This is a genomic window from Pseudovibrio sp. WM33, from assembly GCF_001623165.1.
Classification (GTDB): Bacteria; Pseudomonadota; Alphaproteobacteria; order Rhizobiales; family Stappiaceae; genus Pseudovibrio.
Genome location: NZ_LMCK01000041.1, coordinates 1 through 620, shown reverse-complemented (window position 1 = coordinate 620; position 620 = coordinate 1). Strand labels below are relative to the sequence as shown.

1 pseudogene is annotated in these 620 nt (G+C 47.7%); it reads left to right on the top strand.

What is annotated here, in order from left to right:
- A pseudogene (locus PsWM33_RS27325) lies at nucleotides 1-428 on the top strand (hypothetical protein); the annotation flags it as partial.
- Between the last annotated feature and the right edge of the window lie 192 nt (nucleotides 429-620).

Here is a 620-nt window from a genome sequence, read left to right as displayed (position 1 = left end):
TAACTATAGGCGTGGACCACTTCAAAGGGGGAAGCTCAATCCTTTATGAGAATGAACCGCGAGTAACCGTAGATACAACAGCAGATCTCTATCACGCCTTTGAGTTTGGAAACACTTCGCTTTTCTTCCATCACGGTCATAAGCGTGGCGTCAATCAAGTAGCGCCGACTATGGAGGCAAAGTTTCGGGATATCTACGGGCGCACGCAACACAGCTATGCGCACATTGGACACTTTCACCACAAAGACCAGCTCAAGGCTAAGGAAGATTCTTTGATGGAAGTGGAGCAGCACCAAACGCTCGCGCCTGCTGATGCACATTCTGCAACATCTGGTTATGTCTCAAAGCGTGCCGCGCAAGTCATCACGTATCACAAACTACACGGTGAAACCGGGCGACTGACAATTAGGCCGGAAATGGTACAATGAAAGACTTGATTGATCTGAATGAGCCTAAAGCGTCTCAAACACAGGTAGGCGGCGACCATTATAAAAATCGGCCTATTCAACCTTTTCAGTACTCAATGAAAAACAATCTGGACCCGTTGCAGCACACGGCAGTGAAGTACGTTACTCGCTTCAGAGTGTCAATGAGCGTTCAAAATTGATCCGGCATCATCA